Genomic DNA, 21,846 nt, shown 5'->3' with positions numbered 1-21,846 from the left:
TCGCCGCCATGGCGGCTCCCACAGGGGCGGGGGATTCGCAAAGACTGATCGCACCTGCCGCTGCTACGAACCGTCCAGGCTCTCGCTCTCTGCCTAACCGGCCAGATCGAGGCCCCGGTTGATGGATCGGAACGCCTTTCGACTTTCGATCCGAAGTCCTCGGCGTGATGCGCGCAGCAGCGGTCCGGCGGGCGGGGGCCGCGCCTAGCGAGGCAGGAAGCCGAGCGCCCGAATCAGGGCAGGATGCCCTGATTGAGGGAAAAGCGGCCCCCGCCCGCCGGACCGCTGCCCTTCCGAAGCCAAGACGCTCAACTGCAACGCGACCTCAGGATCGCGAGGAGAGCCTGCTTTCGGTGCACCGACCGAAAGTCCCTGGGTTCCCGCGTTCGCGGGAACGACGAGAGGGGTGTGTAGGCGGGGCAGATGATCTGACAAGGAAAAAGCAGCCCCCACTCGGGGGACCACTGCGCCTTTGGAGCCTATGCGCGCAGATGCCGCGATCCCTCGATCAGAAGAAGGAGCCTGTGCTCAGCCATGCTCGTGATGCCGCTTGTTGTCGCGCGGCGGAGCGGGGCGGTTGCTGGCGTGGTCGTTGCCGTGCTGCGGCGGGCGCGGCATCTGGGCCGGGAACGGCCGTTCGCTCTGGCGGCTGACCCAGGCCGGGGGCGGCATGCGCATCGCCTGTTCGGGACGCGGCTCGGCGCGCGGCGGCGCAGAACGCGCATTCTCCCAGTGCGGAATCGGCGCCGGCGCACGCGCGCTGGCGGCCATGGGCGCGAACGCCGCCGGCGCCTCGTGCCGCGCATGCCGGTCGTCGCCCGGCCCCGGACCGTTCATTGACGCCGCGCGCGCCATGTCCATCCGCGCTGGTTGAGGCGCAGGGGTATTCATCGCGAACGCACGTGGCGCCGACATGGGCCCATGCGGCGGCGGGTTGCCATGGAACCCCGCCAGATGCTCGCCTGCGGGAACAGGCGGCATCAGCGCCGCCGGACGCGGCGCGCTGAGCCTGGCCGGCAGCGCCTGCGCCATCCCGGACATGGGCGGCGGCGCATGCACCGGCTGCCCGGCCTGCCACATGGCGCGGTTGAAGTGCGGCATCGCCATGGCCGTCCCGGGCGCAGGCGCGCCGAAATGCTGCGGCGCGCTGACCAGCGTGCCGTTGTTGTTGATCACCGTGGCATGGCCATGCAGGTCGTAGCTGATGTTCTGCACCGTCGTGCGCTGGTTGATGCGCTGGACCACCACCGGCGGCGGCGCGAAGCGCTGCTGCTGGTAGGCGACATAAGGCGGAATGCCTGGCGGCGCATGCCAGGCCACGCCCCAGGCCTGCCAGCCCCAGGGCGGCGGCGGGGGCGGCGGCGGACCGCCCCAGCCGCCGTGGAAACTGCTGCCGACCAGCACGCCCAGCCCGAAGGACACCACCCCGGTGGCCAGCAGATCGCCCGTGCTCCAGGCCGGCGGCGGCCGGTAGCCGTAGACGCGGTGGACGTAGAGCGGCTCGCCGTAGACCACATCCGGGTCGTAGCGCGGCACATAGACCCGCTCGGGCTGGGCCGGCTCGATGATGATGGTGGTCGACGGCGCGGGCACCACGGTCGCGACCGCGCTGGCCGGGGCGGCCTCGCTGCGCACCACGCTGACCCGCTGCTGGGCCGTGTCGCGCAGATGGCCCGAGGCCTGCGCGCGCTGGCGCATGACCTGCACCGCGTTGAGCACATCGCCCGGTTCGGCCGCGTAGGCCTGGCCCAGCGCCGTGGTCCAGGGCAGGTTGCCGGCCAGCTGGTCCATCACATCGGGGAACTGGGTCAGCGCCTTGACGCCCGGGTCCCACGGCTGCGCGTTGGCCGCCTGCATCTTGGCCTCCGGCGACAGGCCTGACTGGTCGTGCAGCCACTGGTCGGCCTGGGTGACCTGGACCGGGTAGATCGACGCGGCCAGGGTCTGAGCGACCAGGCGATCGGGAAACAGCGCGATCGGCGCGACCAGGCGATACAGATCCTGCGCATCGGGCAGCGGCGCGGCCGGAGCCGGCGCCGCGGCGGGAGGCAGCGCGGCCTGCGCCGGCGGTGTCGGGGCGGCGGTCTGGGTCTGCGGGCAACCGCTCAGCGTGGCGGCCACCGCAAGCGCCAGCAGGGCGGGGACGCGCGGGACGCGCGCGAGGGAGGTGGGACGGACGGCACGCATGATGCAGCTCCGGGCAGGTTGGATCGCGGCGGCGAGCATGGGCCCGCCTAGCTGTCGGCAACCTTTCTGTTTCCGCGTCGGCGGCCGTGGCAGGCGAGGGCGTGAAGCGGCGGTTCAGCGCGCTCGGGAGGCCGGGTCAGACCGGATCCGCCGCGCCGGGAAGGCGGGCGATCACCTTGATCTCGAAGTCGAAACCCGACAGCCAGGTCACGCCCACCGCCGTCCAGGTGGGATAGGGCGGCTGCGGGAAGACCTCGTCCTTGATCGCCAGGACCGTCTCGAGCTGGCGCTCGGGATCGGTGTGGAAGGTGGTGACATCGAGCACGTCGTCCAGCCCGCAGCCAGCGGCTTTCAGCGTCGCCTGCAGCTGCGCGAACGCCTGCCGGACCTGGCCGGCGAAGTCCGGCTCGGGGGAGCCGTCCTCGCGGCTGCCGACCTGTCCGGACACGAACAGCAGCCCACCGCTGCGCACGGCCGGTGCGTAGCGGTGCTGCGTGTAGAGCGCCTGCCGGCCTTCGGGGAAGACCACGTCGCGCGTATGCATGTTGTTCGTCTCGGGAGCGGCCATCTGGGCCGGGAGGAGGCACTGTAGGAGCCAGCCATCGCGCGAAAAACCGGGCGATTGCGGTATCACTATTCGCGCAGCGCAAACAATGCGCGAACGGAGGACGCAGGATGGACCGACTCGAGGCGATGCGCGTGTTCGCCAGCGTGGTCGAAGCGAGCAGCTTCACCAAGGCGGCGGCCGCGTTGCGCATCAGCAAGACCAGCGCGACCCAGCTCGTGCAGCAGCTGGAGGCGCACCTGCAGGTCAAGCTGCTCAACCGCACCACGCGCCGGGTCAATCCGACCGCGGACGGGCTGACCTATTACGCGCAGGTGGTGCGCGTGCTGGCGGACATCGAAGACGCGGAAGACAGCCTGGCGGCCGCGGCGACGGCGCCGCGTGGCCGCCTGCGCGTGGATGTCCCCAGCCCCTGGGCGCGCTTCGTGCTGCTGCCGGCGCTGCCGGATTTCCTGGCGCGCTATCCGGACATCCGCTTCGACATCGGCGTCAGCGATCGCGCGGTCGATCTGATCGGCGAACAGGTGGACTGCGTGGTGCGCGCGGGCGTGATCACCGATCCCTCGCTCGTCGCGCGGCATGTGGGCGAGCTGGAGATTGGCCTCTACGCCGCACCGTCCTATCTGGCGCGCCATGGCACGCCCACCCATCCCGACGCGCTGACCCAGGCGGCGCACCGGGTCGTGGGGTTTCGTTCCCCGCGCACCGGCAAGTTGCTGGAACTGGCCCTGCACAAGGGCAACGAACACCTGGTGCCGCGTATCCGCCCTGTCGTCACCCTGGACGATGGCAATGCCTGCCTGGCCGCGGGAACCGCCGGGCTCGGCCTGCTCTGTCTGCCGCACTACATGACCCGCGAGGCGCTGGCCTCGGGTGCGCTGGTGCGTCTGCTCGACGACTGGCGGCTGGAGCCGATGCCGCTCTCGATCGCCTACCGGGCCAACCGCCATCCCAACCTCAAGCTGCGGGCGTTCATCGATTGGGTGGTGGAACTGGTCGACGCGCGCGACGCGAGCGCCGTCCTTCCACGTTGAAGCACGGCGAACACGCCGGATCGGCCCATGTGTCCGTAAGGCCTCTGTCGAACGCGCGAGCGCGTGCAGGCCCGCCATTGTCCGGGCCATACACTGGGCGCGATGCTACGTCCCTCAAGTTGTTCGCATGACCGCGCTTCCCATCACCACACCCATCACCGCCGCGCTGCTGCAGGGCGCGGTCGAGATCTCATCCACCGCGCTGGGCGTGGTGCCGCACCGGCTGCCGGTGTGGGCCCGCGCGCAGTGCGGCGATCCGCAGCTGGCGATGGCCGAGGCCCAGCCCTCGGGCGTGCGACTGGTGTTCCGCACCCGCGCCACGGCCTTCGCACTGCAGGCCTTGCGCACGCGGCGCGTCTATGCCGGCCTGCCGGCGCGGCCGGACGGGGTCTACGTCCTGATGCTGGGCGAGCAGGTGCTGGCACAGGCGTCGCTGCCCGGCGGTCACACGCTGACGATCGACATGGCCGCCGGCAGCGCCGTGCGTGAGCACGGCGCGCCGGGTGTGTTGCGTTTCGACGATCTTCCCGAGGGCGACAAGACGCTGACGCTGTGGCTGCCGCACGACGAAGCGGCCGAGCTGATCTCCCTGCACAGCGATTCGCCGCTGCAGCCCGCCGCCGCGGACATGCGGCGGCGCTGGGTGCATCACGGCAGTTCGATCAGCCACGGCAGCAACGCCGCGGCGCCGCATGCGATCTGGCCGGCGATCGCGGCGGCACGCGGCGGCGTGGCGCTGACCAACCTGGGCTTCGGCGGCAGCGCGCTGCTGGATCCGTTCGTGGCGCGCACGATCCGCGACCTGCCGGCCGACCTGATCAGCCTCAAGCTCGGCATCAACCTGGTGAACACCGACCTGATGCGCCTGCGTGCGCTGGGGCCGGCGGTCCATGGCTTTCTCGACACCATCCGCGAGGGCCACCCCGACACGCCGCTGCTGCTGATCTCGCCGATCCTGTGCCCGATGCACGAGACCACGCCCGGCCCCACGCTGCCCGACACCGCCGCGCTCGCCCGCGGCGAATGGCGCTTGCTGGCCTCCGGCGATCCGGCCGAGGTCGCGCGCGGCAAGCTGACCCTGCAGGTGATCCGCCGCACACTGTCCGACCTGGTGGCCCAGCGCCGCGCGCAGGATCCGAACCTGCATTACCTCGACGGCCTGACCCTGTACGGGCAGGCCGACGCCGAGGCGCTGCCACTGCCCGACGGCCTGCATCCGGACACGGCCACGCACCAACTGATCGGCGAGCGCTTCGCCGCGCAGGCCTTCGTCGAAGGCGTGTTCGGCCGCTGAGCGGCCTGCGCTTCAGTCGAAGCGCAGCCGCAGCCCCGCATAGACGCCGAAGCCTTCGCCCGGCGTCGAGCGCGCCGCATCGCTGCCGGCATCGTCGTAGCCCGGCGTGACCGTGGCCGCGTAGTGTCGGTCGCCGAGATTGCGGGCCTCGACCCAGGTCTGCCAGCGCCCGCCCGGCGCGTCCAGGCCGATGCGCGCGCCGAAGATCACGTGGGAATCGGCCCAGAAGCTGTTGGCGTAATCCACCGCCATCTTCGAGGCGTATTCGGCGTTGAGCGCGGCATAGGCGCCGGAAGGATGGTCGTAGCGCAGCTCGCCCTGGTAGAAGTGCCGCGGCAGGCCGGGCAGGCGGTTGTCGCCGAAGCGCGCGTCGTGGCGATAGCGGAAATCGCTGAAGGTATAGGCCTGGCGCAGCGACAGGCGGCCGGCGTCGGCCTGCCACAGCGTGCTGTCCAGCCCGGCCTCCAGGCCACGATGGCGGGTCGGGCTGGCGTTGGATTCGGCCACCACCAGGTTGGGCACCGGCTGGATCTCCACGCTCAGCAGTTCGTGCCGCACCTGCGCGTCATAGGCGGTCAGCTCCCAGCGACCCAGCGCGCTCTCGCCGCGAGCGCCCAGCTCCAGCGTGGTCGCGGTCTGGTTGCGCAGCGGCACCGGCGTGCTCTGCCGGCCGGTGGCCGGGCCGCTGCCGGCGGGGAAAGAGAACGGCGAGCCCCAGATCATCGACCACGGGTGCGGCGGCTCCACCGAGCGGCTCAGGTTGCCGAACAGCTGCAGCTGCGGGCTGGCCTGCCAGGTGAAGCCCAGGCGCGGCGCGCCGTCCCAGTCGTGCGCGTTCAGGCGCCCGCCGCTGGCCGGCCAGGTCACCGCGACCTCGCGGTTGGTATGCACCGCCGCCAGGCCGGTGATCAGGTGCAGCGCCGGCGTCAGCGCCAGGTCGTTGCCGACGTGCAGCACCGCATCGGTGCCCAGGTGTTCGAAGCGCCGGGTCAGCGTGCCGGCCGGATAGCCGTTGCGGGCGAAGCGCAGGGTCTCGCGCACGTTGGCGTCCAGGTCGTGGGTGACGCGCAGGCCGACGGTGGTCACGCTGTCGCGGCCGAACAGGCGGTGGCGGTGGGTGTAGTCCAGCGTGGCGCCCAGGTCGCTGTAGTCCAGCTGCTGGCGGTACAGGCTCTCGTTGAGGTCCATCGGGAAGTGGTGATAGACCAGCCCGGCCTGCAGCGTCGAGGCCTCGTCGATGCGCAGGGTGGTGACGTTGCCGATCCAGGTGCTGCCCGGCTGCGGGCGGCGCGCGTCGATGGCCAGGTTGGCCGGATTGGCCTGGCGCGGATCGTCGCGCAGTTGCGCGCGGGTCAGGCGGCCGGGCGTGTCGTGCTCGGTCTCGCGGTAGCGCAGGATCAGGCGCGTGCTGAGGTCGGGGCCGAGCTGCCAGCCGAAGTTGGCCATCGCGCCCTTGCCGCTGCCGCTGGCGTGCGCCTGGTAGCCGTCGGTGCGGCTGTCGACCAGGTTGAGGTAGTAGTCGAAGTCGCCCGCGACGCCGCCCACGCCCAGGCTTGCATTGCGGTAGCCGAAGCTGCCGCCTTCCAGCCGCAGCTCGGTGCCGGGCGAATCCAGGCCGCTGCGGCTGACGTAGTCGATCGCCCCGCCCAGGGTCAGCGCACCGCGGTCGAAGCCGTTGGCCCCGCGCAGCACCTCGACCCGGCTCATCCACAGCGGCTCGATCAGCTCATACGGCGTGCCGCCGGAGAAGGTCAGCGGCAGCCCGTCCAGCGAGACCGACACGCCCGAGGCGTGCGCGCCCGGCGCGCGGTTGATGCCCGAGCCGCGGATCGACACCTTGACCCCTTCGTTGCCCGGCGACTGCGCGTAGATCCCGGGCTGGTAAGCCAGCACGTCGGCGGTGCCGGCCACGCGGCCATCGCCCACCCGGGTCAGGTCGATCACATTGCCCGCGCCGGGGACGCGGGCCAGCGCCTGGCGCGCCTGTTCGAGGGCTTCATTGCGCTTCGCCGCGACCCGCACCGTGTCCAGCGTGGTGGCCTGGTCGGGCGGGACGTCCTCGGCGTGGGCGGGGAGCGCGCCCAGGCCGGAGGTGGCGGCGGCGAGCGCGAGGAGACGGGGAAGGCGGGGGGAGCGCAGCGTGATCTGGGTCATCGAATGGATCGCAAGGAGCAGGGCGCGCGCCTGCGCCCGGGCGGCGATGAGGCCGCCGTCGCGCGGGACGGGCAGGGGAAGGCGACGGGTCAGCGGCGCCGGACGGGGCGCATCTTTGCTGTGAACTTAAATTAAGTCAATCAGGTTGACAGGCACATTGGCCTGCGGAGTCTACTCACCATCCGGAGTGCCTGGAGCCGCAGCGCAGCTGCCTGCGCGATGCGCTTCTAGGATTTGAACGCCTCGCCGAAAATGTTATAAAGTAACAAAACGACTTCCGGCCCCCGTCCGGTCTCAGCCCCTTCTCATTCGCCCAAGGGCGCACGCCGCTGCGGCGCGCCGGGCTTCCCACCAAGCCACCGCCATGTCGCTCTCCCCCCATTCCCACGCTCCCAAGCTGCCCGTCACCGTGCTGTCCGGCTTCCTCGGCGCCGGCAAGACGACCCTGCTCAACCACATCCTCAACAACCGCGAAGGCCGGCGCGTGGCGGTGATCGTCAACGACATGTCCGAGGTCAACGTCGATGCCGACCTGGTGCGCCAGGGTGGGGCCGAGCTCTCGCGCACCGACGAGAAGGTGGTGGAGATGAGCAACGGCTGCATCTGCTGCACGCTGCGCGAGGACCTGCTGGTCGAGGTCGATCGCCTGGCGCGTGCCGGCCGCTTCGACCAGCTGGTGATCGAATCCACCGGCATCTCCGAGCCGTTGCCGGTGGCCGAGACCTTCACCTTCGAAGGCGCCGACGGCCGCAGCCTGGGCGAGGTCGCGCGACTGGACACGATGGTCACCGTGGTGGACGCGTTCAATTTCCTGCACGACTACGGCTCGCGCGACAGCCTGCAGCGGCGCGGCGAATCGCTGGGCGAACAGGACGCGCGCACGGTGGTGGACCTGCTGGTGGAGCAGATCGAGTTCTGCGATGTGATCGTGCTCAACAAGCTCGACCTGGTCGATGCCGAGCAGCGCCAGCGGCTGATGGCGATCCTGCGCGGGCTCAACCCGCGCGCGCGGATCGAGCCGGCGCAGTTCGGCGTGGTCCCGCTGGAGCGCGTGCTGGACACCGGCCTGTTCGATTTCGACCAGGCCGCCACCGCGCCGGGCTGGCTCAAGGAGCTGCGCGGCGAGCACGTGCCGGAGAGCGAGGAATACGGAATCGACAGCTTCGTCTACCGCGCGCGCCGGCCGTTCCACCCGCAGCGCTTCCACGATTGGGTCAACAGCGAATGGCCCGGCGTGCTGCGTTCGAAGGGCCACTTCTGGCTGGCCAGCCATCCGACCCTGGCCGGCGAGTGGTCGCAGGCCGGCGCGGTGGCCCGGCACAAGGCCGCCGGCTACTGGTGGGCGGCCGTGCCGCCGGAGCGCTGGCCGGACGATCCGGACCATGTGCGCACGATCCGCGCGCACTGGGTCGAGGGCGTCGGCGATGCGCGCCAGGAGCTGGTGCTGATCGGCATGGACATGGACCGCGACGCCCTGTGCGCGCGCTTCGACGCTTGCCTGCTGACCGATGCGGAGATGGCGCGCGGCGTCCACGCCTGGCTGCAGTGGCCCAATCCCTTCCCGGGCTGGCCTGCCGCGGACTGAGGTCCTTCCGACACGTCGCTTCGCGCGGCGTACCCCTTCCTTCTTCTTCGTTCTTAAGGTCCATGTCGCTGCCGTTGCCCGATGTCTGTCTCGATGAATCGCCGTCCCAGCCGGCGCCGCTGTCCTGGGTCGGCATGGGCGGCATCGACCTGCCGCTGCGGCTGGACGAACCGGGCTGCCAGCGCCTGCTCGATGCGCGCGTGGACGCGCAGGTCGACCTGCCGGACGCGCGCGCCAAGGGGATCCACATGTCGCGGCTGCACCGTCAGCTGGACCACCTCGGCGTGGAGGCACCGCTGAGCCCGGCGCGGGTGCAGGCCCTGCTCAGCGCCATGATCCACAGCCACGCCGACTGCGGCAGCCGCCGCGCGCGGGTGCAGCTGGGCCTGGCGCTGCCCGTGCGCCGGCCCGCGCTGCGCACGCCTGGGCTGGCCGGCTGGAAGACCTATCCGGTGCGGATCGCGTCCAGGCTGGATGCCGGTGGCCTGGCGCTGCGCGTGCAGGTCGCGGTGACGTATTCGTCCACCTGTCCGTGCTCGGCGGCGCTGGCGCGGGCGGTGGTGGCCGATGCCTTCCTGCGCGATTTCCAGGCGCGGGCCTCGGTGGACACGCAGGAGGTGACCCGATGGCTGAGCGCCAACGCCAGCCTGGCCACGCCGCACAGCCAGCGCAGCGTGGCGCAGGTGGCCATCGACGTGCCGGCCGAGGCGGCGGGCTTCGGCCTGCTGGCCTTGATCGACCGGGTCGAGGCGGCGCTGGGCACGCCGGTGCAGACGGCGGTCAAGCGCGAAGACGAGCAGGCCTTCGCCATCGCCAACGGCGCCAACCTGATGTTCGTCGAGGATGCGGCGCGGCGCATCCTCGCGGCGCTGGAGGGCCGCTACGCGCGGCCCGGTGTGCAGGTCACCCATGCCGAGAGCCTGCATGCGCACGACGCGGTGGCCTGGGCCGGCGCGCCGCTGGAGCAGGCGGCATGAGCGCGGTGCGCGAGCCGGAGCAGATCCCGGTCACGCTGCTGACCGGTTTCCTGGGCAGCGGCAAGACCACGCTGCTCAATCAGCTCGTGCGCCAGCCGGAGCTGGCCGACGCGCTGGTGATCGTCAACGAGTTCGGCGAGATGGCGCTGGACCATCTGCTGATGGTCCACAGCCGCGAGCAGACCGTGCTGGAGCTGGGCGGCGGCTGCCTGTGCTGCAACGTGCGCACCGATCTGGTGGAGGTGCTGCGCGATGCGCCGTGGCGCTTCGCGCGCCAGGGCCGGCGCCAGTTCAGGCGCGTGGTCATCGAGACCACCGGCCTGGCCGATCCGGTGCCGATCGTGCACACGCTGCTGGGCCATCCTGACGTGGCCGGCCGCTATGTGCTGGACGGCGTGGTGACCACCGTCGATCTGGCCACCGCCCAGGCCAGCCTGGACCGGCACGAGGAAGCGGTGCGCCAGGTGGCCATCGCCGATGTGCTGCTGCTGACCAAGGACGACCTGGTGGAGGACGCGGCGCGCGCGGCGTTGGAGCAGCGCCTGCGCCGGCTCAATCCGGCCGCGCCGCGCCATCGCGTGCGTCACGGACAGGTGCCGGCGGCGGCGCTGCTGGGACTGGGCCTGTTCTCGGTCGAGGGCAAGCAGCCGGACGTGGTGGCCTGGTTGAACGAGGAGGCCTATCTGCCGCTGCCGGCCGCGCCGGCCTTCGCCTTCCAGCTGGGCATGCGCCAGCTCGAAGCGCAGGCCGCGGCGCCGGACCCGAATCGCCACGACGACCATGTGCAGGCCTTCTGCTTCCGCATCGAGGAGCCCATCGCCGAGCAGGTGCTGGGCCTGTGGCTGGACACGCTGGTCGGCATGCTCGGCCCGGCCCTGCTGCGGATCAAGGGCATCGTCCACGTGCAGGGGCAGGCGGGGCCGCTGGTCGTGCATGCGGTCCAGCAGCTGTTCCATCCGGCGCAGGCCCTGCCGGCCTGGCCAGATGAAGATCGCGGCTCGCGCCTGGTCTTCATCACCCGCGACGTGGAGCCCGCGCTGATCACCCAGACCTTCGAGGCGTTCCGCACCTCGGCGGCGCTGCGTCCGGTGTCCTCGGGCGCCTGGCCGCCACAGGCGCTGGGGCCTGCCTGACAGGAATGTCGGGCGCCGCAGTGACCAACGGCACATGGGTTCGCGCGCGGCGCAGGCTAGTGTTACTAGATAACAATTCGGAAAGGTTTCTCATGCGTCGTCTCCTGCTGTCGGCCGCCATCGCCGCCACCTGCATTCCCTCCGCCCTGGCCGTCGAAGGCATGTGGCAGCCGGCCCAGCTGCCCAAGATCGCCGGCGATCTCAAGGCGCACGGGCTCAAGCTCGATCCGGCCGCGCTGACCGACCTGACCGGCTACCCGATGGGCGCCATCGTCAGCCTGGGCGGCTGCACGGCCTCCTTCGTCAGCCCGCAGGGCCTGGTGGTCACCAACCACCACTGCGCCTATGGCGCGCTGCAGTACAACTCCACGCCGCAGAAGAACCTGATCGAGGATGGCTTCCTGGCCAGGAGCGTCGGCGAGGAACTGCCAGGTTCGCCCGACATGCGCGTGTTCGTCACCGAGGAGATCCGCGACGTCACCAAGGAGATCACCGGCGGGCTGCGCGACGACATGGCGCCGCTGGATCGCTACAAGGCGATCGAGCAGGCGATCAAGGCGCAGGTCAAGGGCTGCGAGCGCGACGGCTACCGCTGCGATGTCTACACCTTCCACGGCGGCTACAGCTATCAGCTGATCCGCCAGCTGGAGATCAAGGACGTGCGCCTGGTCTACGCGCCGCCCGAGTCGATCGGCAAGTTCGGCGGCGACATCGACAACTGGATGTGGCCGCGCCACACCGGCGATTTCAGCTATCTGCGCGCCTACGTGTCCAAGGACGGCAAGTCCGCCGAATACTCCAAGGACAACGTGCCCTACCAGCCCAAGCACGTGCTCAAGGTCAATCCGCAGGGCCTGGAGGAGGGCGACTACGTGATGGTGGTCGGCTACCCGGGCCGCACCAACCGCTATCGCCTGGCGCAGGAAGTGCAGGCGGCCATCGACTGGCAGTACCCGACCCAGATCAGGATCTACCAGGACAGCCTGGCCATCATCGATGCCGCGTCCAAGGCCAACCCGGAAGTCGGGGTGAAGTACGCCAACACCGTGGCCGGTCTCAACAACTACCTGAAGAACTTCGGCGGCCAGCTCGAAGGCCTGCGTCGCGCCGACGCGGTGGCGGTCAAGCAGCAGCAGGAGGCGCAGCTGGACGCCTGGCTGGCCGCGCGCAAGGACGGCGATGCCAAGGCCTTGGCCGGCGACATCGCCCAGCTCAAGCAGGTGCTGGCCGGCACCGCCGCCACGCGCGAGCGCGACCTGGACCTGAGCCTGCTGCAGCGCTCGGCGCTGTTCTCCACCGGCCTGCGCCTGACCCGCCTGGCCGGTGAGCGCGCCAAGCCGGACATGGAGCGCGAACCGGGCTACCAGCAGCGCGACGAGGCGCGCATCGAGGGCGCGCTCAAGCAGATGGACCGCCGCTACGACGCCGGCGTGGACCAGCAGTTCCTGACCTATGCGCTGCTGCGCTACGTCAAGCTGCCGCAGGCCCAGCGCCTGCCGGCGCTGGACGCCTGGCTGGGCTCGGCGCGCGACGAGGCGGCGATCAAGGCCAAGGTGGCCTCGCTGTACGCCGGCAGCAAGCTGGGCGACGGCCAGGCCCGCCTGGCCTACTTCAAGGACGACGCCAAGACGCTGGCCGCGCAGGACGACGGCATGCTCAAGCTGGCCGCGGCCCTGCTGCCGCAGCTGAAGACCCTGGAAGACGAGGCCGACACGCGCGATGGCGTGCTGTCCAAGCTGCGCCCGCGCTACATGCAGGCGATGATCGCCTGGAAGGATTCGCAGAAGCTGCCGGTCTACCCGGATGCCAACAGCTCGCTGCGCGTGACCTACGGCAACGTGCAGGGCGTGGCGCCGCGCGATGCGGTGAGCTACGCGCCGTTCACCCACGCCGAGGGCATCGTCGAGAAGGCCACCGGCGAGGTGCCGTTCAACGCGCCCAAGGCGGAGCTGGATGCGATCAAGGCCAAGGACTTCGGTCCGTATGCCTCGAAGAAGCAGGGCACGCTGCCGGTGGACTTCCTGGCCGACCTGGACATCACCGGCGGCAACTCCGGTTCGCCGGCGCTGGACGGCAACGGCCAGCTGGTCGGCCTGGCCTTCGACGGCAACTGGGAATCGGTGAGCGGCGACTGGCTGTTCAATCCCAAGCTCAACCGCTCCATCCAGGTCGACGTGCGCTACATGCTGTGGGTCATGGACCACCTGGACCACGCCGACAACCTGCTGCAGGAAATGGGCGTGGGCAAGCGCTGATCCGGCGCATCGCGGTGTAAATGCAACGGCCCGGTCGCAAGACCGGGCCGTTGTCGTTTCAGGCGGCGCTGGCGGTTCGCGGCGGCGTCAGGGCTGCAGTTCGCTGCGCAGGCCCTCGGCCAGCAGCGCATCGTCCACGTCGCGATACCAGTCCTCCGGGCCGGCGGCCACGGCTTCGACGTACAGCCCCTGCGCGTCCTGCAGCGGCGGGCGGCGCAGATGGACGATCGACACCCCGCGCGCGTCCAGCGAGAGCAGCACGCGCTGTGCGGTGCGCATCAGCTCGGCCGAGCTGGTGTGTTCGTCGGTCGGCCGCAGGGCCAGGCGGTAGGTGTGGGAGGTGGACGGGGACATACGGCGGGGCGGAAGGCGGCGGGGCAGGGTAGCCCAGTGCGCGTGCGGCAGGTGTCGCCGCACGGACCGCAGTCCATAGCGGCTGACAGGCTGCCGACAGTGTTGCCGCGATAACGGTCGGCCCAATGGGGCCTGAGCTCGTCGTTCCCGCGAAAGCGGGAACCTATGGACGTCCGCGCGCAGCGACGACATTGCGCTGCGCTCAACCCGCCTTAGCGCTCACCCCAGAATGCCCGGCAGATCCAGGCCCTTCTCCCGCGCGCAGTCGATCGCGATGTCGTAGCCGGCGTCGGCATGGCGCATCACGCCGCTGGCCGGGTCGTTCCACAGCACGCGGGCGATGCGTTTGGCGGCGGCGTCGGTGCCGTCGCAGACGATGACCATGCCGGCGTGCTGGGAAAAGCCCATGCCGACACCGCCGCCGTGGTGCAGCGACACCCAGGTCGCGCCCGAGGCGGTGTTGAGCAGGGCGTTGAGCAGCGGCCAGTCCGAGACCGCGTCCGAGCCGTCGGCCATCGCCTCGGTCTCACGGTTGGGCGAGGCCACGCTGCCGCTGTCCAGATGGTCGCGGCCGATCACCACCGGCGCCTTGAGCTCGCCCTTGGCGACCATCTCGTTGAAGGCCAGGCCCAGGCGATCGCGATCGCCCAGGCCGACCCAGCAGATCCGCGCCGGCAGGCCCTGGAACTTGATCTTCTCGGCGGCCATGTCCAGCCAGCGGTGCAGGTGCGGATTGTCGGGAATCAGCTCCTTGACCTTGGCATCGGTTCTGGCGATGTCCTCCGGGTCGCCGCTCAGCGCGGCCCAGCGGAATGGGCCGACGCCGCGGCAGAACAGCGGGCGGATATAGGCGGGGACGAAGCCGGGGAAGTCGAAGGCGTTGGCCACGCCTTCCTCCAGCGCCATCTGCCGCAGGTTGTTGCCGTAGTCCACGGTCGGCACGCCCAGGGCATGGAAGCCGAGCATGGCGCGGATGTGGTGGGCCATGGAGGCGCGCGCGGCCTGTTCGACTTCCTTGGGTGCGGACAAGCGCTTCTCGTCCCACTGCGCGACGCTCCAGCCCTGTGGCAGGTAGCCGTTGACCGGGTCGTGGGCGGAGGTCTGGTCGGTGAGCAGGTCCGGCTTGATGCCGCGTGCCAGCAGCTCGGCCAGCACATCGGCGACGTTGCCGAGCAGGCCGACCGACAGCGGCTTCCGGGCCTGACAAGAATCCTCGATCAGGCGCAGCGCCTCGTCCAGCGAGTCGGTCCAGGTGTCCAGATAGCCGGTGCGCAGGCGCATGTCGATGCTGCTCTTGCGACATTCCACCGCCAGGCACGAGGCGCCGGCCATCACTGCGGCCAGCGGCTGCGCGCCGCCCATGCCGCCCAGGCCGCCGGTGAACAGCCAGCGCCCGGACAGGTCGCCGCCGTAGTGCTGCCGGCCCATCTCCACGAAGGTCTCGTAGGTGCCCTGCACAATGCCCTGGGCGCCGATGTAGATCCAGCTGCCGGCGGTCATCTGGCCGAACATGGCCAGGCCCTTCTTGTCCAACTCGTTGAAGTGGTCCCAGTTGGCCCAGCGCGGCACCAGGTTGGAGTTGGCGATCAGCACGCGCGGCGCATCGGCATGGGTGCGGAACACGCCGACCGGCTTGCCCGACTGCACCAGCAGGGTCTGGTCGTCGTCCAGGCGCTTGAGCGTCTCGACGATGGTGTCGAAGCTCTCCCAGTCGCGCGCGGCGCGGCCGATGCCGCCGTAGACCACCAGTTCCTCCGGGCGCTCGGCCACGTCGGGATGCAGGTTGTTCTGCAGCATGCGCAGCGGTGCCTCGGTCAGCCAGCTCTTGGCGGTGAGCGCGGGGCCGGTCGGGGCCTGGATGCGGCGGGACGGATCGCGACGAGTCATGGTGAGTCCTGATGATGGGACGGTGCGCCCACGGCGGGCGCGCGGTGGGCGAGGGGATGGGTGCCGGCGAAGTCCAGGCAGGCGGCGAGCACCTCGCGCAGCGTGTCCTGTACGGCCTGCGCGCGGGCCTGCGAGAACGGCGTGGGCCAGTTCCCGGGGGTGACCGGATCGGGTTCGTCCATGTAGCCGCGGCAGGCCAGCTCCATCTGGATCGCATGCACGCCGTGCTGCGGCTGGGCGTGGTGGCGCGTGATCCAGCCGCCCTTGAAGCGGCCGTTGCGCACATGGCTCAGGCCGCTGGCGGCGCAGACGCGCTCGACCGCGTCGGTCAGCGCCGCGTCGCAGGCGGCATCGTCGTTGCTGCCGATGTTGAACTGCGGCAGCTCGCCGTCGAACAGGTGCGGGATGCGCGAGCGGATCGAGTGCGCGTCGTAGACCACGATGCAGCCGTGTTGCGCACGCAGGCGTTCGATCTCGGCGGCCAGCGCATCGTGGTACGGCGTGAACCAGGTCTTCCGCCGGCGCGCGATCTCGGCCTCGTCCGGCGCCAGACCCTGCCGGTAGAGCGGCTGGTCGTCGAAGGTGATGGTCGGGCACAGGCCGGTGGTGTTCTGGCCCGGATACCGCGAGGCGCCGGACGGGTCGCGGTTGACGTCGATCACCGAACGGCTGATCGCGGTGCGCAGTGTGGTGGCGCCGAGCGCGCGGGCGAAGGCGTAGAGCTGGTGCACATGCCAGTCGGCATCGCGCCGCGCCAGCCAGGGCGAGACGAAGTTGCCTTCGAGCCCGGCCGGGAGCTCGGTCCCGGTATGCGGAAAGCTGACGATCAGCGGCGCGGCGCCGCGATGGAGTTCCAGCCACTCGGGAAGGTCGCTCATCCGCGCATGTCTCCCACAGTCCGACGAATACTCAGCCCGTCATCCCCGCGAACGCGGGGATCCAGCGACTTGCGCGCCATGCCGAAACCTCGCTGCAGCGTGCTCACGTCGCCCCATCCACGCCCGGCAGCCCGGATACGTCCATCCCGACGGCCTCGACCAGCGCGCCACCGCGCACCAGCGCCGTCGCGGCCACCATGTCCGGATGGAAATAGCGGTCTTCCTGCAGCGTCGGCACCTGCGCGCGCAGCAGCGCCCGCACCGACTCCAGTGCGGCGCTGGATGCCAGCGGCGCATGGAAATCGCAGCCCTGCGCGGCGGCCAGCAGCTCGATGCCGACCACGTTGGCGGCATTGCGCGCCATGTCCAGCAGCCGGCGCGCGCCGTGCGCGGCCATCGAGACGTGGTCTTCCTGGTTGGCCGAGGTCGGGATGGAATCCACGCTGGCCGGCATCGCGCGCTGCTTGTTCTCCGATACCAGCGCCGCGGCGGTGACCTGCGGGATCATGAAGCCGGAGTTGAGGCCCGGCCGCGGCGTCAGGAACGCCGGCAGCCCCGACAGCGCCGGGTCGACCAGCATGGCGATGCGGCGCTCGCTGATCGAGCCGATCTCGCACACGGCCATGGCCAGCATGTCGGCGGCGAAGGCCACCGGCTCGGCGTGGAAGTTGCCGCCGCTGAGCGCCTCGCCGGTGTCGGTGAACACCAGCGGGTTGTCGGACACGCCGTTGGCCTCGATCTCCAGCGTGCGCGCCGCCGCGCCCATCACGTCCAGCGCCGCGCCCATCACCTGCGGCTGGCAGCGCAGGCAATACGGGTCCTGCACGCGCACGTCGTTCTCGCGGTGCGATTCGCGGATGGCGCTGCCGGTCATCAGCGCGCGCAGCGCGTCGGCCACGGCGATCTGCCCGGGCTGGCCGCGCAGGGCGTGGATGCGCGGGTCGAACGGCGTGTCCGAGCCCTTGGCCGCCTCGGTGGACAGCGCGCCGGTGACCAGCGCCGCCTGGAACACGGTCTGGATCTCGAACAGCCCCGCCAGCGCGTAAGCGGTCGAATACTGGGTGCCGTTGAGCAGGGCCAGGCCCTCCTTGGCGCCGAGCACGCACGGCGACAGGCCGGCCCGCGCCAGCGCATCGCTCGCCGGCAGGCGCTGGCCTTCGAAGAACGCCTCGCCCGTGCCGATCATCACCGCGGCCATGTGCGACAGCGGCGCCAGGTCGCCCGAGGCGCCGACCGAGCCCTGGCAGGGCACCAGCGGCAGCACGTCGCGCTGGAGCATGGCTTCCAGCAGCGCCAGCGTGGCCGGCTGCACGCCGGAGGCGCCCTGCGCCAGGCTCGCCAGCTTCAGCGCCAGCATCAGCCGCACCACCGGCGCAGGCATCGGCTCGCCGACGCCGGCGGCGTGCGAGAGCACGATGTTGCGCTGGAGCGTGGCCAGGTCCGCATCGGCGATGCGCACCGTGGCCAGCTTGCCGAAGCCGGTGTTGATGCCGTACACCGGCGCGCCGGTGTCGACGATGGCCTGCACGGTCTGGGCGCTGCGCGCGACCGCGTCGTGGCAGGCGGGATCGAGCTGCACGGCCGCGCCGCGATAGACGGCGCGCCATTGCGCCAGGCTGACGGCGCCGGGGCGCAGCACAAGAGAGTCGGTCACGCGGAATGCTCCGGTCGTTCGGGTTGTACGAAAAACGGCCTCATGCCGGCTGCCCGCGCCACACGCGCGCATGCAGCGGGTTGAAGCCCATGCGGTAGACCAGGTCGGCCGGCGCGTCGATGTCCCAGATCGCCAGGTCGCAGTCCAAGCCCGCGCGCAGCCGGCCCAGCCGGTCCTGTCGCCCCAGCGCCCGCGCGGCATGCCGGGTGAAGCCGGCGATGCACTCGTCCACGGTCATGCGGAACAGCGTGGCGGCCAGGTTCATCGCCAGCAGCGGGCTGGTCAGCGGGCTGGTGCCGGGATTGCAGTCGGTGGCCAGCGCCAGCGGCACGCCGGCCGCGCGCAGCGCCTCGATCGGCGGCACCAGCGTGTCGCGGGTGAAGTAGAACGCGCCCGGCAGCACCACGGCCACGGTGCCGGCCGCGGCCATCGCCGCGACGCCGTCGGCGTCCAGATGCTCGATATGGTCGGCCGAGAGTGCGCCGTACTGCGCGGCCAGCGCGGCGCCGTGCTGGTTGCTGAGCTGCTCGGCATGGATCTTGAGCTTCAGGCCATGCGCGCGCGCGGCCTCGAACACCTGCCGCGCCTGCGCGGGCGAGAAGGCGATGTCCTCGCAGAACACGTCCACCGCCTCGGCCAGGCCCTGCGCCGCGACCGCCGGGATCATCGTCCCGCAGACCTCATCGATATAGGCCTGCGCCTCGACGCCGGGCGGCACCGCGTGAGCGCCCAGGAAGGTCGGCACGATCTCCACCCGGCGCAGCTCGCCCAGGCGCCGGGCCACGCGCAGCTGCTTGCGTTCATGCTCCAGGTCCAGGCCGTAGCCGGACTTGATCTCCAGCGTGGTCACGCCTTCGCCCAGCATCTCGTCCAGGCGCGGCAGGCTGGCGGCGATCAGCGCGTCGTCATCGGCCGCGCGCGTGGCGCGCACGGTGGAGACGATGCCGCCGCCGGCGCGGGCGATGTCGGCATAGCTGGCGCCGGCCAGGCGCTGCTCGAACTCGCCGGCACGGTTGCCGGCATAGACCAGATGGGTGTGACAGTCGATCAGGCCCGGCGTGATCCAGCGGCCCTGGCAATCGATGCGCGTGGCCGCGTCGAAGTCCGGCGCCCGATCGGCCGGGCCGACATGCACGATGCGGCCGTCGCGCGCGGCGATCACGCCGTCCCGCAGCACGCCCAGGGTGCCGTCGTCGGCATCGAGCGTGGCCAGGTGGGCGTGGTGCCAGAGCGTGTCGCAGCGCAGGGGCATGGCATCTCGTCAGGAGCGCATTTGTCTATACAATAAGACCGGCCTTTGCAGCCTGTCCAGTCGAGGAACCCCAATGGCGCCAGCCGCTTGCTTCTGGATCGATCACGCCCTGCTGGACGAGGGCTGGGCGCATGCGGTGCGCGTGTGCACGCAGGGCGGGCGCATCGCCTCGGTGCAGGCGGGCAGCGCCGCGCAACCTGGCGATGTGCGCCTGGGCGTGGCCGTGCCCGGCCTGGGCAACCTGCACAGCCACGCCTTCCAGCGCGGCATGGCGGGCCTGACGGAAGTCGGTGGCGCGGCCGGCGACAGCTTCTGGAGCTGGCGCGAGCTGATGTATCGCTTCGTGCAGCGGCTGGACCCGGACAGCCTGCAGGCCATCGCCGAGCAGGCCTATGTGGAGATGCTGGAGGCCGGCTTCACCCGCGTGGGCGAGTTCCACTACCTGCACCACGGCCCCGAGGGCCGGCCCTATGCCGATCCCGGCGAGATGGCCACGCGCATCGCCGCGGCCGCGCAGGCCAGCGGCATCGGCCTGACCCTGCTGCCGGTGTTCTATGCCCATGCCGACTTCGGCGGCGCGCCGCCCAGTCCCGCGCAGGCGCGGCTGATCCATGACGTGGACGGGTTCGCCCGCCTGCTGGAGGCCAGCGCCGCGGCGATCGCGCCGCTGGGCGATGCCGTGCTCGGCCTGGCCCCGCACAGCCTGCGCGCGGTCACGCCCGAGGAGCTGACCGCACTGCTGCCGCTGAACCGCGGCCCGGTGCATCTGCATATCGCCGAACAGACGCGCGAGGTGGAGGCCTGCCTGGCCTGGTCGGGCCAGCGCCCCGTGCGGTGGCTGCTGGACCATGCGCCGGTGGACGCGCGCTGGTGCCTGGTGCACGCCACCCACGTCGAAGCGGACGAAGTGCAGGGTATGGTCGAGGCCGGCGCCGTGGTCGGCCTGTGCCCGATCACCGAGGCCAACCTGGGCGACGGCCTGTTCCCGATGCGCGACTTCGCCAAAGCCGGCGGTCGCTTCGGCGTGGGCTCGGATTCCAACGTGCTGATCGATGCGGCCGAGGAGCTGCGCCTGCTCGAATACGGCCAGCGCCTGGTCGCGCGCGGGCGCAACGTGCTGGCGCAGGGGCAGGGCGTGTCCAGCGGACGCTGGCTGTTCGAGCAGGCCCTGCACGGTGCGGCGCAGGCGCTGGGCGTGGAGGCGGGCCTGCGGGTCGGCGCCGCCGCGGACCTGGTGGAGTTGGATTCCGACCATCCGGCGCTGCGCGCGCGCGAGGGCGATGCCTGGCTGGACAGCTGGCTGTTCGCCGCCCGCCGCGGCGCGGTGCGTCAGGTGTGGCGTCAGGGCCGGCTGGTCGTGCGCGATGGCCGCCACGTCGACGCCGCGGCGGTGGCCGAGCGCTACGCCGCCGCGCTGGATCGGGTCCTGCGCGCATGAGCGCTCCACAGGCCTCGCCCGCGCCGCCGCGTTCGCTGCACCAGCGCATCCGCGACGACATCGAGGGCCGCATCCACAGCGGGCAATGGCCGCCCGGCCACCGCATTCCTTCCGAGCACGCGCTGATGGCGCAGTACGGCTGCGCGCGTATGACCGTGAGCAAGGTGCTGAGCCTGCTGGCCGACGCCGGCATGATCGAGCGCCGCCGCCGCGCCGGCTCGTTCGTCGCGCGCCCGCATCCGCATATCGAACAGGTGGCGCTGGACATCCCGGACATCCCGTTCGAGGTCGCCGCACGCGGCCACCGCTACCAGTTCCAGCTGCTGGCCCGGCAGCTGCGCAGGCCGCGCCGCGGCGACGCGCGCGAGGCCGAGCTGGCCGGCGAGGCACGCGTGCTCGCGCTGCAGTGCCTGCACCTGGCCGACGACCGGCCGCTGGCGCTGGAGGACCGCCTGATCAACCCGGCCGCCGCGCCGCAGGCGGTGGACGTGGACTTCTCGCAGACCGCCCCGGGCAGCTGGCTGCTGCAGCACGTCAGCTGGACCCGCGCCGAGCACCGCATCAGCGCCATCGGCGTGGACGTCGCCCGCGCGCGCCTGCTGCAGGTGCCCATCGGCACCGCCTGCCTGGTGATCGAGCGCCGCACCTGGCGCGGCGAGCAGCCGGTGACCTGCGTGACCCAGGTCTTCCTGGGCGACTCCTACGACCTGGTGGCGCGGTTCTCGCCTGGCGGGCGCTGAGGCGGCGTGCGGGACGAACGAAGGCAAGGCGTCCTGCATCTGGCACGCCGCGTGTGCAAGTCCTTGGAGAGTCAGACATGCGTCTGCCGAAAGGCACTTTCCGCGTATGCGGGAATGACGAGCGTGGGGGCGCGGAAGAGGATCACACTGCAGCTCAGGCGATCGTAAGACCCAATTCAGCCCCCTCCCTTTCGCCGAAGGCGAAGGGGAGGGTTGGGGAGGGGTGAGCTTTTGCCGTTGCTGCTGCTGTTGCTCATGCACCGCGCCAAAGCAACCGAAATGCCCATTCGCGCTTCAAGAACGTCGAAGAACCTCACTGGTCCTGCTTAATTGCGAACCGAGGGTCTTCGATGGTTCCTGCGAAAGCCGCTGGATAGTCGGACATGCGTCTGCCGAAAAGCACTTCCCGCCTACGCGGGAATGACGTTCTTCAGCTATGGCTATCAGGCGATTTCGGCG

At 71.0% G+C, this 21,846-nt stretch carries 16 protein-coding genes; 8 read left to right on the top strand and 8 right to left on the bottom strand.

Going from position 1 to position 21,846, the window contains the following annotated elements:
* Positions 1 to 528: 528 nt before the first annotated feature.
* Positions 529 to 2,187 carry a DUF3300 domain-containing protein gene (locus ACFJIT_RS08185; protein WP_379655559.1) on the bottom strand — a complete coding sequence of 553 codons (1,659 nt, stop codon included), beginning with the start codon at positions 2,185 to 2,187 and terminating at the stop codon, positions 529 to 531.
* A 136-nt stretch (positions 2,188 to 2,323) separates the two neighbouring features.
* The gene (locus ACFJIT_RS08180; protein WP_130519608.1) at positions 2,324 to 2,731 is read right to left on the bottom strand and encodes a RidA family protein; all 408 of its coding nucleotides are present in this window, start codon (positions 2,729 to 2,731) and stop codon (positions 2,324 to 2,326) included.
* A gap of 131 nt (positions 2,732 to 2,862) precedes the next feature.
* Between ACFJIT_RS08180 and ACFJIT_RS08175 the strand changes: the two genes are divergently transcribed.
* On the top strand, positions 2,863 to 3,786 hold the full coding sequence (locus tag ACFJIT_RS08175; protein WP_379655558.1) for a LysR family transcriptional regulator: 924 nt from the start codon (positions 2,863 to 2,865) through the stop codon (positions 3,784 to 3,786).
* A 127-nt stretch (positions 3,787 to 3,913) separates the two neighbouring features.
* Positions 3,914 to 5,080, top strand: a complete 1,167-nt coding sequence (locus ACFJIT_RS08170; RefSeq protein ID WP_379655557.1) for a GDSL-type esterase/lipase family protein — start codon at positions 3,914 to 3,916, stop codon at positions 5,078 to 5,080.
* A 12-nt stretch (positions 5,081 to 5,092) separates the two neighbouring features.
* On the opposite strand, the gene ACFJIT_RS08165 is transcribed toward ACFJIT_RS08170, so the two are convergent.
* A complete protein-coding gene (locus tag ACFJIT_RS08165) occupies positions 5,093 to 7,234 on the bottom strand; it encodes a TonB-dependent receptor family protein (RefSeq protein ID WP_379655556.1) in 2,142 nt (713 codons plus the stop codon).
* Positions 7,235 to 7,598: 364 nt separating this feature from the next.
* On the opposite strand from ACFJIT_RS08165, the gene zigA reads away from it, so the two are divergent.
* The 4 genes from zigA (at position 7,599) to ACFJIT_RS08145 (ending at position 13,184) form a co-directional block, all read left to right on the top strand.
* Positions 7,599 to 8,819 (top strand): zinc metallochaperone GTPase ZigA, encoded by a 1,221-nt coding sequence (gene zigA / locus ACFJIT_RS08160; RefSeq protein ID WP_379655555.1) that lies wholly within the window; start codon positions 7,599 to 7,601, stop codon positions 8,817 to 8,819.
* A gap of 62 nt (positions 8,820 to 8,881) precedes the next feature.
* Positions 8,882 to 9,796 carry a GTP cyclohydrolase FolE2 gene (gene folE2 / locus ACFJIT_RS08155; RefSeq protein ID WP_379655554.1) on the top strand — a complete coding sequence of 305 codons (915 nt, stop codon included), beginning with the start codon at positions 8,882 to 8,884 and terminating at the stop codon, positions 9,794 to 9,796.
* Positions 9,793 to 10,929, top strand: a complete 1,137-nt coding sequence (locus ACFJIT_RS08150; RefSeq protein WP_379655553.1) for a CobW family GTP-binding protein — start codon at positions 9,793 to 9,795, stop codon at positions 10,927 to 10,929. Before folE2 ends, ACFJIT_RS08150 begins: the two co-directional genes overlap by 4 nt.
* A 92-nt stretch (positions 10,930 to 11,021) precedes the next feature.
* A complete protein-coding gene (locus ACFJIT_RS08145) occupies positions 11,022 to 13,184 on the top strand; it encodes a S46 family peptidase (RefSeq protein ID WP_379655552.1) in 2,163 nt (720 codons plus the stop codon).
* 87 nt (positions 13,185 to 13,271) lie between these two features.
* Here ACFJIT_RS08145 and ACFJIT_RS08140 read toward each other — a convergent pair whose 3' ends face one another.
* The 5 genes from ACFJIT_RS08140 to hutI form a co-directional block, all read right to left on the bottom strand.
* Complete coding sequence (locus tag ACFJIT_RS08140) at positions 13,272 to 13,538, bottom strand: hypothetical protein (RefSeq protein ID WP_130519626.1); 267 nt, start codon at positions 13,536 to 13,538, stop codon at positions 13,272 to 13,274.
* 219 nt (positions 13,539 to 13,757) lie between these two features.
* Complete coding sequence (gene hutU / locus ACFJIT_RS08135) at positions 13,758 to 15,425, bottom strand: urocanate hydratase (RefSeq protein WP_379655551.1); 1,668 nt, start codon at positions 15,423 to 15,425, stop codon at positions 13,758 to 13,760.
* Complete coding sequence (hutG, locus tag ACFJIT_RS08130) at positions 15,422 to 16,303, bottom strand: N-formylglutamate deformylase (RefSeq protein WP_379655550.1); 882 nt, start codon at positions 16,301 to 16,303, stop codon at positions 15,422 to 15,424. Before hutG ends, hutU begins: the two co-directional genes overlap by 4 nt.
* A gap of 103 nt (positions 16,304 to 16,406) precedes the next feature.
* Complete coding sequence (gene hutH / locus ACFJIT_RS08125) at positions 16,407 to 17,957, bottom strand: histidine ammonia-lyase (RefSeq protein WP_379655549.1); 1,551 nt, start codon at positions 17,955 to 17,957, stop codon at positions 16,407 to 16,409.
* Positions 17,958 to 17,997: 40 nt separating this feature from the next.
* Positions 17,998 to 19,203 (bottom strand): imidazolonepropionase, encoded by a 1,206-nt coding sequence (gene hutI / locus ACFJIT_RS08120; protein WP_379655741.1) that lies wholly within the window; start codon positions 19,201 to 19,203, stop codon positions 17,998 to 18,000.
* A 79-nt stretch (positions 19,204 to 19,282) separates the two neighbouring features.
* On the opposite strand from hutI, the gene ACFJIT_RS08115 reads away from it, so the two are divergent.
* Positions 19,283 to 20,647, top strand: coding sequence for a formimidoylglutamate deiminase (locus ACFJIT_RS08115; protein WP_379655548.1), 1,365 nt, complete (start codon positions 19,283 to 19,285; stop codon positions 20,645 to 20,647).
* Entirely contained in the window at positions 20,644 to 21,387 is a 744-nt protein-coding gene (gene hutC, locus ACFJIT_RS08110) for a histidine utilization repressor (protein ID WP_379655547.1), read from the top strand. The genes ACFJIT_RS08115 and hutC overlap by 4 nt, the downstream gene beginning before the upstream one ends.
* Positions 21,388 to 21,846: the final 459 nt, after the last annotated feature.

It is taken from the genome of Pseudoxanthomonas sp. UC19_8, from assembly GCF_042700505.1.
Taxonomy (GTDB): domain Bacteria; phylum Pseudomonadota; class Gammaproteobacteria; order Xanthomonadales; family Xanthomonadaceae; genus Pseudoxanthomonas_A; species Pseudoxanthomonas_A winnipegensis.
The sequence above is the reverse complement of the archived record's forward strand: the minus strand, read 5'-3'. Positions and strand labels throughout refer to the sequence as shown.

Coding starts and splice junctions, on each gene's coding strand:
- ACFJIT_RS08150 (WP_379655553.1), top strand. CDS start 9,793: ATGAGCGCGGTGCGCGAGCCGGAGCAGATCCCGGTCACGCTGCTGACC.
- hutG (WP_379655550.1), bottom strand. CDS start 16,303: ATGAGCGACCTTCCCGAGTGGCTGGAACTCCATCGCGGCGCCGCGCCG.
- ACFJIT_RS08170 (WP_379655557.1), top strand. CDS start 3,914: ATGACCGCGCTTCCCATCACCACACCCATCACCGCCGCGCTGCTGCAG.
- folE2 (WP_379655554.1), top strand. CDS start 8,882: ATGTCGCTGCCGTTGCCCGATGTCTGTCTCGATGAATCGCCGTCCCAG.
- hutC (WP_379655547.1), top strand. CDS start 20,644: ATGAGCGCTCCACAGGCCTCGCCCGCGCCGCCGCGTTCGCTGCACCAG.
- ACFJIT_RS08180 (WP_130519608.1), bottom strand. CDS start 2,731: ATGCATACGCGCGACGTGGTCTTCCCCGAAGGCCGGCAGGCGCTCTAC.
- ACFJIT_RS08175 (WP_379655558.1), top strand. CDS start 2,863: ATGGACCGACTCGAGGCGATGCGCGTGTTCGCCAGCGTGGTCGAAGCG.
- ACFJIT_RS08185 (WP_379655559.1), bottom strand. CDS start 2,187: ATGCGTGCCGTCCGTCCCACCTCCCTCGCGCGCGTCCCGCGCGTCCCC.
- hutU (WP_379655551.1), bottom strand. CDS start 15,425: ATGACTCGTCGCGATCCGTCCCGCCGCATCCAGGCCCCGACCGGCCCC.
- zigA (WP_379655555.1), top strand. CDS start 7,599: ATGTCGCTCTCCCCCCATTCCCACGCTCCCAAGCTGCCCGTCACCGTG.
- ACFJIT_RS08145 (WP_379655552.1), top strand. CDS start 11,022: ATGCGTCGTCTCCTGCTGTCGGCCGCCATCGCCGCCACCTGCATTCCC.
- ACFJIT_RS08165 (WP_379655556.1), bottom strand. CDS start 7,234: ATGACCCAGATCACGCTGCGCTCCCCCCGCCTTCCCCGTCTCCTCGCG.
- ACFJIT_RS08115 (WP_379655548.1), top strand. CDS start 19,283: ATGGCGCCAGCCGCTTGCTTCTGGATCGATCACGCCCTGCTGGACGAG.
- ACFJIT_RS08140 (WP_130519626.1), bottom strand. CDS start 13,538: ATGTCCCCGTCCACCTCCCACACCTACCGCCTGGCCCTGCGGCCGACC.